Genomic DNA, 10862 nt, shown 5'->3' with positions numbered 1-10862 from the left:
GAATGGCCTGTCAGAGAGGTATCGTGTCGTGCTTCTTCCAGCGCGCGTCCACCTGCTTGTTGCGAAGCGAGGCGAAGGCGCGGGCGATGCGGCGACGGGATGAATGCGGCATGATCACTTCGTCGATGAAGCCGCGTTCGGCTGCGACGAATGGATTGGCGAACCGCTCCTCATATTCGCGCGTGCGGGCGGCGATCTTCTCCGGATCTGCGAGATCGGCGCGGTGGAGAATTTCCGTCGCGCCCTTGGCGCCCATGACGGCGATTTCGGCACTCGGCCATGCATAGTTCACATCCGCGCCGATATGCTTCGACGCCATCACGTCATAGGCGCCACCATAGGCCTTGCGCGTGATCAGCGTCACCATCGGCACCGTGGCTTGGGAATAGGCAAACAGCAGCTTGGCGCCATGCTTGATCACGCCGCCATATTCCTGCGCCGTGCCGGGCAGGAAACCGGGCACGTCGACCAAGGTCAGGATCGGAATGTTGAAGGCGTCGCAGAAACGAACGAACCGTGCGGCTTTGCGCGAGGAGTCGATGTCGAGACAGCCGGCCAGCACCATCGGCTGATTGGCGACGACGCCAACCGTCTGCCCCTCCATGCGCATGAAGCCGGTGATGATGTTGCGCGCGAAGGCTGCCTGCAGCTCGAAGAATTCGCCCTCATCGGCAAGGGCGTGGATCAGCTCCTTCATGTCATAAGGCTTGTTGGAGCTGTCGGGAATGAGCGTGTCGAGCCGATTTTCCAGCCGCGCCGGGTCGTCGTGGAATCGCCTGACCGGCGGCTTCTCGCGATTGTTCAACGGCAGGAAGTCGAAGAGCAGCCGGATATGCTCCAGCGCCTCGATATCATCCTCGAAGGCGCCGTCGGCAACCGAGGATTTCGAGGTGTGGGTGCGTGCGCCGCCGAGCTCTTCGGCCGTGACGATCTCGTTCGTTACCGTCTTCACTACGTCCGGGCCGGTGACGAACATGTAGGAGGAATCGCGCACCATGAAGATGAAATCCGTCATGGCCGGCGAATAGACGGCACCACCCGCGCAAGGCCCCATGATGACGGAAATCTGCGGTACGACGCCGGAGGCCTCGACATTGCGCTTGAACACCTCAGCATAGCCGGCAAGCGAATCCACGCCTTCCTGAATGCGCGCGCCGCCGGAATCATTGAGGCCGATGACCGGCGCGCCGTTCCGCATGGCCATGTCCATGATCTTGCATATCTTTTGCGCATGCGTCTCCGACAGGGAGCCACCGAGAACGGTAAAATCCTGAGAGAAGACATAGGCTTGGCGGCCGTTGATCGTTCCCCAACCGGTCACAACACCGTCACCCGCGACCTTCTGTTCCGCCATGCCGAAATCGGTCGCCCGGTGGGTCACGTACATGTCGTATTCTTCGAAGGAGTCTTCATCGAGAAGCACTTCGATGCGCTCGCGCGCGGTCAGCTTGCCCTTTCCGTGCTGGGCCGCGATTCTCCGCTCGCCACCACCCAAGCGCGCCTCGGCACGGCGCGTTTCGAGCTGATCCAATATCGTCCGCATGATGCCTCCCTCGATATGTCGAAGTCATAGCGAGGGGCGGCTTGCGAGAAAATGATTGAACGCGCAGATATGCGGACTTATAAAAATTCAAATTGACAATTGCGAAGTTGCGAAGATGGCGATCGGGAAGCTCTTTATCGGCCGCAAGGTGCGTGAACTGCGTCTGGAACACGATGCGACACAAAGCCAGTTTGCCGAACGTCTCGGCATCTCGCTGAGCTATCTCAACCAGATCGAGAACAACCAGCGCCCGGTATCGGCCGCCGTCCTGCTTGCCCTGGCCGACAAATATGGGCTCGACATTGCTGAGCTCTCCACCGGCGAGACGGATCGACTGATGTCGGCACTCACCGAGGCGCTCGGCGATCCCTTGTTCGAATCCTACTCGCCGACTTTGCAGGAGCTGAAACTGATCGCGCAGAATGCGCCGGGTTTTGCCCGCGCGCTGGTCAGCTGTCACCAGGCCTATCGGCGCAACAGCGAGCAGCTTGCCAGCCTCGACGACAGGCTCGGCCGTGCTGCAGCCCTCGAAGCGACGCCCTATGACGAAGTTCGCGACTTCTTCCACTATGTCGACAACTATGTGCAAGAGCTCGACACCATGGCCGAGGCGCTCGCCGCCAAGCTCGGGCTGCAAGGCGGAGATGGCCAGCCGATCCTGACGGACTATCTGGACAGCCGGTTCGGCGTTCGCGTCGTGCACGGACCATCCGCCATGAATGCCGTTCGCCTCTACGATCCGGCGGGACGAGTGCTGACCCTCAATCCCTATGCCCCGGCCGAAACCCGCACGTTCCAGATGGCCGTGCAGGTTGCGCAGCTCTACGCCAGTGAGGCGGTGGAAAATATCGTCCGCCAGGCAGGGTTTCGCAGCGAAGAGGCCGGCGAGGTCTGCCGCATCGGCCTGCACAATTATTTCGCCGGCGCGCTCCTCATGCCCTATCAGAGCTTCCTGAAAACCGCCCGGGACCTGCGGCACGATATCGAGCTGCTTGCTGCCCGGTTCGGGACGTCGTTGGAGCAGGTCTGCCATCGGCTTTCGACGCTGCAGCGCCCCGGCATGAAGGGCATTCCGATCTTCTTTGCCCGTATCGATCGCGCCGGCAACATTACCAAGCGTCATAGCGCAACGAAGCTGCAATTCGCGCGCTTTGGAGCAGCCTGTCCACTCTGGAATGCGCACCAGGCTTTCGAGACACCGGGCCGCTTCATTCGCCAGCTCGCCGAAACGCCGGATGGTGCCCGCTATCTCTGTCTTGCCACTCATGTGAGCAAGGGTGTTGGCGGGTTTCGCACGCAGCGCTCCAGCCACGCGCTGGCGCTGGGCTGCGAGATTTCCTACGCCAGCGCCTTCGTCTATGCCGACGATCTCAACGTCACCGACAAATCTGCCTTCGAACCGATCGGCATATCCTGTCGCATATGCGAGCGCAGCAATTGCGCCAGCCGCGCCGTTCCGCCTTTGCGCCGCAGCATCTCCGTCGATCACAATGTCAGGGAGGCGACGCCCTACCAGCTGTCATAGGACCGCATTTCGCGCGGCATCCAAACGCCATCAGCCTCGCAAAGTCCCGATGTGTCTCAGCAGGGCGGCGTCAAATTCTCCATCGAGCAGCTCGGCTGGGAGAACATGCGGACACACCTGTTGCCGGAAGCCGGAGCAAGCCCATGGAATGAGCCTCACCTTTCGGTTCAGGCGCGACCAGGCCCATTCTCGGCCGATACAATTTTCAACAGGCTGGCGGTGATCGCTTCGCCGTCATGCTGACCACGGCTCCAGGCATCCTCGAACTCATCCCGGATGAGCGTATATGGGGCGGCGTCCGACAACCCGTCCGTCAAATAAGGGAATCTGCCGACCGTCTTTTCAAAGGGAAAAAGCACCCGGTTCGCCAGAATGTGAGAAAACAGGTTCGAAGATCCACCATGTTCGCGCCACTGCAGATCAAAAGCCGATAGCACATCGGCCAATGTCAACCCGATCGTCTCGCGGCATTGCAGAATATTGCCGATAAGCACCTTGGGACAATTGGTCTGCTCGACAGCCGCAACGACACCGTCCACCAGAAGATGCGGAATAACGCTGGTGTAAACGCTGCCCGGCCCGAAGGCGATGAGATCGGCCTGGGCTATCGCGTCGAGAACGGCGGAGTTGGCAGTCGGCCGCTCACCGCCCGCACGACCGAGGTCGAGTTTGGCGATCCCTATCCGGGCATCCGGCTCGGACATGGTCGTGATCGCATCCTGGGGGACTACTGTCCTGCCGTCTTTCAACGTTGCCGACAGCACAAGATCGCGATCGATCGAGGAGGGCCAAACATTGCCATTGATGCCGCACAGCTTTCTAAACACGAAGATCGCGGTGTTGACATCGCCGTTGTGGGCAAGGCACGCGCCGGTCAAAATGAAGTTCCCGATGCTTCCATGCCTGAAATCGAAATCGTCACCCACCGCCGAAGCGAAGGTATTGAGATAGTTCAGGATCGCGCTGCGCAGGCCCGGCTCCATCCTCTCAAGCAGCGGATGGCTGCGCTTGGCATAGAACAGGAATTCGTTTCGGGCATCTTCGAGCCCGAGGTTGGTCGAAATCCGCGCATTGCAGATTTTCACCACATCGCCGGCACATCCCTCGCCATGGGCCATCGTCATCAGTGCCTGACGGATGTCGCCGACGGAGAGGATTCCCAGCCGCTCGCGAATAACCTTGGAACTTCCGCCGCTGTCCCAGGCGGGTACGATACGCGTGACCTCGGCCCCGTTCCGGCACAGAGCGATGTTGATCGAACGACAAGCGCTGCCGCCGGAAAACAAGACGATTCTCTTCATACCCTCTCCCGTCAATCTGGAGGGGGAAGGATATAGCGCGCCGGCGACCCGAAAAGATAGGACATCGTCACAAATGCTGACAGCGATGTCATAATTGCATTTTTCCGCCTGTTGGGCCTGCCCTATCGATCATGAAGATGTTTCTTCAGGAACGAGCGGGTTCGGTCATGGGTCGGGTTCTGCAGGATCTGCTGCGGCGCCCCCTCCTCCACGACGCCGCCGCCATCCATGAAGACGATTCGATCGGCCACTTCGCCGGCAAAGCGCATCTCGTGGGTGACGATCAGCATCGTCATGTGCTCGGCGGCAAGCTGCTTCATGACAGCATTGACTTCGTCGACGAGCTCCGGATCGAGCGCCGACGTTGCCTCGTCGAAGAGCATCACCTTCGGCTGCATGGCCAGAGCACGAGCGATCGCGACGCGCTGCTTCTGGCCGCCGGAAAGCCGCGACGGATAGGCGTCGATCTTGTCGGCAAGCCCGACCTTGGACAGCAGTTCCACCGCCAGTTCGCGCGCGGCTTGCTTCGAAAGGCCTTTGAGCTTGATGGGGCCGAGCGTGATGTTCTCAAGGACGGTCAGGTGCGGAAACAGATTGAAATGCTGGAACACCATGCCCATCTGCTGGCGCACGGCGTTGATATGCCGTTCGAATGCATTTCCCTTCAGCGGGCGATTGACCAGCTCGCCATCGAGCCAGACCTCGCCGCCGTTCAGCACTTCGAGATGATTGATTGATCGCAAAAGCGTGCTCTTGCCCGAGCCGCTCGGGCCGATGATGGCGATAATCTGCCCGCGGGAGACGGAAAGATCGATCCCCTTGAGCACCTCGAGCGCCCCATATGCCTTGCGGGCACCCTTGACTTCGACCATGGGCTTAGCGGCGCTCATCGGGACATCTCCACCTTGTTTTCAAGAAATTGCAATCCGGCTTCGAGGACAAGGTTTGCCACGTAGTAAATGCCTGCAACGGTTAGATAAAATTCGAAAGGCGTGTAGGTCTCGCTGATGGCGAGCTGGGCGCTGTAGACGAGCTCGGCAATGCCGATGATGGAAACGAGCGAGGTGTCCTTGAGCAGCACGATCAGATTGTTTCCGATCGGCGCGATCGTCTTGCGCAGCGCTTGCGGCACGATGACGTAACGCTGCGCCTGGCCGCGGCTGAGACCGATCGAACGCGCGCCTTCCATCTGGCCGGGATCGACAGAAAGTATCCCGGCACGGAAGACATCGGCGTTGTAGACGGCGAAATGCAGGCTAAGGCCGATGGTGCCGGCCCCAAGCGCGGGAATATCGATGCCGATCTGCACAAGGCCGTAGTAGATCAGATACAATTGCAGAAGGAGCGGTGTCCCCATGAAAAGCCAGGTGAGGAACCGTACGGAAAAGGCCGCTATCGCCGGCGCATAGAGAACGATGAGCGCGAAGGCGATGCCCAACACAAGGCTCACAACACTCGAGCTGACGAACATGACGATCGTCCACCAGAGGCCGGTCGTCAGAAGACCGAAATAGGGCACAACGACGCTGAAATCGAGATTTTGCATTTGAGCATCCTCACCTTGGCGCGAAATGCTGATCAAGGCGATCGACGAGAAAACGAACCGCGTAGACCATCACGATGTAAATCGCGGCGGACACGGCGAAGATTTCGAAGGGCTTGTAGGTCGAGCTGATAAAGCGCTGGGCTGTGTAAGTGAGTTCGATAACCGATATGGTCGAGACCAGAGCCGATCCCTTGATCAACGCAACGGCATTCACGCCAAGCGGCCTGATCATCAGGCGTGCCGACTGCGGCAGGGTCACCAGCCACAGGGTCTGGCTGCGCCCAAAGCCGATCGAACGCGCTGCCTCTGCTTGCCCACGGTCGACATTGACGATGGCACCGCGAATGGATTCGGCCATATAGGCGCCGATATTCAGCGCAAGACCGATGACTCCAGCCGAATATGGCTCAAGCTCCAGCCCGATTTGCGGACCGCCGAAATAGAGGACGAACAGTTGAACGAGGCAGGGCGTGCCTCGAAACACACTGACATAAGCCCGCGAAAGCCATCGAGCGACGAAGAAATCCGACAACCGACCCGCCACCAGGACGACTGCGATGCAGAAACCAAGCAGGATAGCGAGGACGGAAATACTCAATGTCACCCACGCGGCCTCCAGAAAAAATGGGAGGACGCGCTGCATTAGCGCCAAATCCATAGAAACGCTCCGAAAACTCATAATGAATGGGCCGGATCTCTCCGGCCCATGCTGAAATGCAGGTTAGCGAATATCGCTACCGATCCATTTCATCGAGATCTTTTCATAAGCGCCGTCGGCGAGCATCTCCTCGAGGACCTTCTGCATCTTTGCCTTGAGCTCCGGATTGTTCTTCCGGATCGCAATGCCGAGGGCGACGCGGCCGCCTTCGATGTTCGGAGTATCGAGAATGCGGATCTTCTGTCCGGTTTCCTTGACGGCGACCATGACCGGAACGCTGTCCATCACAAGCGCATTGATGCGCCCGGCCTCGAGATCGACGAGCATTTCGGGAAGGCCCTTGTAGGAACGAACCGTCAGATTGCCCTGGGCTCTTGCCCATTTCTCATGCGCGTCCCCGAGGGTGACACCGACGGTCTTGCCGTTGAGGTCCTCCAGCTTCTGGATGGAGGAATCCGCCTTCACCACGATTGCCCTGCCGGCGTGATAGTAGGGACCGACGAAGTCGACGGCCTTTTCACGTTCCGGCGTGATGGTCATCGATGCGACGACGGCGTCGTACTTCTTCGCCAGGAGGCCTGCGATGATCCCGTCAAAAGGCGTCGTGACGATTTTGGCCTTGAGGCCCATGCGCTCGGCGATCGTCTCGCCTATCGAGGCGTCGAAGCCGACCACCTGATTCTGATCGTTCGTGAAACTGAAGGGCGGATATTGGCCGCTCATGGCGACGCGCAGCTCGCCGGAATCCTTGAGGGCCGTCAACTCATCAGCGTAAGCATGGGATAGGGAAAATGTCGCTGCAATCGCAACGGTCGCGGCAGCTATCAGCTTCGTAAGCTTTTGTTTAAACACGTCAGGCTTCCTCTGTTGGTATTTTGTTTGGTTTTGTCGGTTTCCCAGCAACCTTCACCGAACAGAGTTTTGCATAGCCATTTCGGGCAAGCACCAAGCAAGGTGTCAGCGTACCTGACACATTGCCGGAATCGACCGGCATTATGTCGCCCGGCCCTTTTCCCCGCCCGATTGGCCTCCGAATGAAGCCAAAGGCGAATTGGAAGTCGCATTGCCGCATGCCCCACTGAGCAAAGCTGGCTTGCCGGGACGGCAGCTGCGCAGCCCGGCGTCAAACCGGCACAAAAGAAAAGACCGCATTCCCGATCCTTGCTGGAAAGGGAATGCGGTCTTGAAGGCGGCCTGCCGTTGTTTCAGGAGTTACCTCAGTGCAGCCTCGAAACTCGCGCTCAGGACATCGAGCAGATGATCGGCATTTGTCCGGTTGAAGATCATGGATGGACGCATCTTCAGGACGTTATCGTGCGGCCCCTCCGTCCCCATCAGAATGCCGCGCGCTCTGGCGCCATCATTGATCTTTCGGGCGAGATCCGTTGCCGGCGCCTTTGTCTTCCGGTCGGTAACCAGCTCTATTCCGAGGAAGAGGCCGAGGCCGCGAACGTCGCCGATAATGTCGAAGCGATCCTGCATCTTGCGGAAGCCATCGAGCAGATAGTTGCCGACATTGAATGCGTTGTCCCGCAGCTTGTCCCGCTCGATCACGTCAAGGACAGCGAGTCCTACCGCACAGGAAACCGGATTGCCGGCAAAGGTGTTGAAATATTCCATGCCGTTGTTGAAGCTGTCTGCCACCTCGCGCGTCGTGACGATTGCCGACATCGGATGGCCGTTTCCGATCGGCTTGCCCATGGAGACAATGTCCGGAACCACGCCCTGGGTTTCGAAAGCCCACCAATGGCTGCCGACGCGGCCGAAACCGACCTGCACTTCGTCGGCAAGGCAGAGGCCGCCCGCCGCCCGCACCATGGCATAGACTTCCTTCAGATACCCGTCCGGAAAGAAGACCTGGCCGGCAACGCTCGGGATCGATTCCGCCAGGAAGAACGCGGGAGCCCGCCCTTTTTTTCGCATGCCTTCAATCTGTTCGGCGACGCTTTCGGCAAAGCGCTTGCCATGCTCTTCCGCCAGCCATTCTTCCGGGGCGCGATAGCTATCCGGGATGACGGCTTCATGGACATGATCCGGACGGCCTTTGCCGCCCTTGCGCTTGTATTTGTAGGGGCTGAGATCGATCAGCTCCTGCGTCGTGCCGTGATAGGCCCAGTCGACGACGATCGCGTCGTTGCGTCCGGTATGGTTGCGCGCCATGCGAAGCATCAGGCTATTCGCCTCGCTTCCCGAGCAGGCAAAGGATGCCACCGACAAGCCTTCGGGCAATGTCGCGGTCAGGCGCTCGGCGTATTCGACGATATTGTCGTGCAGGTAGCGCGTATTGGTGTTGAGCAGCTTGGCCTGGCGAGAAAGCGCTTCGACGATGTCGGGATGCGCATGTCCGAGATGGCAGACATTGTTGAAGCAATCGAGATAGGCTCTGCCGTAATTGTCGATCAGCCAGACGCCGTCGCCGCGAACGAATTTGATCGGCTCGGAATAGGAGATCGAGAGATTGGGCAGCAGCAGCTCTTTGCGCTTGGCCACCAGCTCTTCCCTCGTTCGACCATCCTGAACAAAGGTCTCGGGCGGCAGACCGGCAAGCGCCGACGCATCCGGGAAGAGTTCGGCCCAGACATCGAGATAGGCGGTTTCACCAACGCCCAGGATCTCTGTCGCCGTCAACGCGGTATCGGTCGAAATCTGGAAGTGGAGATGCGGAGTCCAGCCGCCGTTTTCGTGAATGTCGCCCATATAGCCAACGAGATCACCGGCTTCCAAGCGCTGGCCCGGCGTCAGCCGGGTGAGCGCCTCATGCGCCATGTGCCCCCAAAGGGTCACGAAGGGCAGGCAGCCTTCGGGGGCATGTTCGAGCGCGATGAGGCCGCCATAGCCAAGCGGCTCGTGTTCGATCTCGACGCTTCTGACAGTGCCTGCCACCGGAGTGTAAAGAGGCGTTCCGGCGGGCATGAACAGATCGACGCCGAGGTGATGGATGCGGCGCTGGCCCTCGATGAAGCGCGATTCAAAGGCCTTATCCGTGTAGACGGTTCTTTTTTCGCCCCACGACCCGACGCCGAGTTCGATCCTGTGTTGTTCGGCGAAGTCCGTCCACCATTCGGTCGCCTCCTGCGGACGCTGTTCGGCCGAGGCAACGGTCATGACATGCGACGCGTCGCCGTAAGGGACGATCGCCTTGCTCATCGTGGCAGCCGCAGGACGGACGATATCGGCAAAGCTCTTCCTGTGGTCGGAAATCCAGCGGCGGACCGCGCCGGCACCATCAACCGCATCGAAGCCGCACGCCTTGCGCAGAATGGCTGTGGCAAAACGCGGGTTCATGGCATCCATCTTTTCGAGCAGACGCCAAGCCGGCGCCTCGCTGATCGCAAGATATGGATTGTCACCGGTCTGATCGTGACGCGAAGCGGAGAAGGTGACGCTCGTCACCAGGCGCATGGCGATGAGGTCGAACAGGATGTCGATCTCTTCCGCCTGCAGCGGATATTGTTCATGGAAGCCGGAAACCAGAGCCGCCGCCGCACCGATCGGATCCTCCATATCCAGGATCGAGTAAGCGCAGGCAATGGCAACTTCTGCGATCAGGACGGTGTGGACGGCGTCGCCGAAATCGATGAGGCCCGAGATTCTTTGATTGTCATGCTCATCGACCAGAACATTCCAGTCGTTGGCATCATTGTGGATGACCTGCGCCCGCAGCCCCGAGAGCCTGGGCTCGACGAGGGTTTCGAAACGCTCGATGAAGCGCCCCAGGAGCGTCCGCTTCTCGGCGTCGCGGACAAAATGCAGGCGCGAACGCGCCCGCGCCGCATGGCGCAGATCCCAATCGAGCTCGCGCAACGCGCCTGGATGGATAAAACCCTGCAGCGCCCGATCGAGCTCTCCGAGCGACCGGCCGAGGCTGCGCATCAGGTCGAGCGTTCTACCGACCTGCGCAAGCGGCGTCCCAGCCAGCCAGCCGACCAGGCGCAGGGCGTGCGTCTCGCCGTTCGAGGCTACCGTGGAGGCCAGAAAATCGCCCGAGAGGCTCGGCTTCAGATGCGGAACCACAAGCTTCGAATTGGCGCGGGCAAGATGGTGCAGAAGAGCGGTCTGGAATTCGCTTTCGACCTTCGGCTCGCTGGAGTTGACGATCTTCAGGATCCAGCCGTCATCGGTTTCCGTCTTCAGACGGTAGTTGCGGTCACGCTCGCTATCGAGTGCTGAAGCCTTGGCGGCGACGCCAAATATTTCTTTGGCGAGCTTTTCGGCATCGCCTGCGGACAGTTGAGGAGCCGGATGGGAGAGATCTGTCATAGTTGTTGTTTTTCCAAGCTATTTTTCTT

The 10862-nt window shown here is 59.7% G+C and carries 8 protein-coding genes; 1 reads left to right on the top strand and 7 read right to left on the bottom strand.

Features of this window, described 5'->3' with window-relative positions:
- Positions 1 to 10 precede the first annotated feature (10 nt).
- Positions 11 to 1543: an acyl-CoA carboxylase subunit beta gene (locus RHSP_RS01060; RefSeq protein ID WP_037148806.1), complete on the bottom strand. Its 1533-nt coding sequence runs from the start codon at positions 1541 to 1543 to the stop codon at positions 11 to 13.
- A gap of 115 nt (positions 1544 to 1658) precedes the next feature.
- Between RHSP_RS01060 and RHSP_RS01055 the strand changes: the two genes are divergently transcribed.
- Positions 1659 to 3068, top strand: a complete 1410-nt coding sequence (locus RHSP_RS01055; protein ID WP_037148804.1) for a helix-turn-helix domain-containing protein — start codon at positions 1659 to 1661, stop codon at positions 3066 to 3068.
- Between the two features lie 167 nt (positions 3069 to 3235).
- Here the strand turns inward: RHSP_RS01055 and RHSP_RS01050 are convergent, their stop codons facing one another.
- From RHSP_RS01050 to RHSP_RS01025, 6 genes are all read right to left on the bottom strand, one after another.
- Positions 3236 to 4369, bottom strand: coding sequence for a gluconeogenesis factor YvcK family protein (locus RHSP_RS01050; RefSeq protein WP_004107614.1), 1134 nt, complete (start codon positions 4367 to 4369; stop codon positions 3236 to 3238).
- Between the two features lie 122 nt (positions 4370 to 4491).
- Positions 4492 to 5259 carry an amino acid ABC transporter ATP-binding protein gene (locus RHSP_RS01045; protein ID WP_004107612.1) on the bottom strand — a complete coding sequence of 256 codons (768 nt, stop codon included), beginning with the start codon at positions 5257 to 5259 and terminating at the stop codon, positions 4492 to 4494.
- Positions 5256 to 5915, bottom strand: a complete 660-nt coding sequence (locus tag RHSP_RS01040) for an amino acid ABC transporter permease (RefSeq protein WP_004107611.1) — start codon at positions 5913 to 5915, stop codon at positions 5256 to 5258. The genes RHSP_RS01045 and RHSP_RS01040 overlap by 4 nt, the downstream gene beginning before the upstream one ends.
- A gap of 10 nt (positions 5916 to 5925) precedes the next feature.
- Positions 5926 to 6573, bottom strand: coding sequence for an amino acid ABC transporter permease (locus RHSP_RS01035; protein WP_004107610.1), 648 nt, complete (start codon positions 6571 to 6573; stop codon positions 5926 to 5928).
- A 63-nt stretch (positions 6574 to 6636) separates the two neighbouring features.
- Positions 6637 to 7425, bottom strand: a complete 789-nt coding sequence (locus RHSP_RS01030) for an ABC transporter substrate-binding protein (RefSeq protein WP_004107608.1) — start codon at positions 7423 to 7425, stop codon at positions 6637 to 6639.
- A 360-nt stretch (positions 7426 to 7785) separates the two neighbouring features.
- Positions 7786 to 10833, bottom strand: coding sequence for an aminotransferase class III-fold pyridoxal phosphate-dependent enzyme (locus RHSP_RS01025; RefSeq protein WP_037148800.1), 3048 nt, complete (start codon positions 10831 to 10833; stop codon positions 7786 to 7788).
- Positions 10834 to 10862: the final 29 nt, after the last annotated feature.

It is taken from the genome of Rhizobium freirei PRF 81 (genome assembly GCF_000359745.1).
GTDB classification, from domain to species: domain Bacteria; phylum Pseudomonadota; class Alphaproteobacteria; order Rhizobiales; family Rhizobiaceae; genus Rhizobium; species Rhizobium freirei.
Note: the sequence above shows the minus strand (reverse complement) of the source record. Positions and strands in the feature narration are given on the sequence as shown.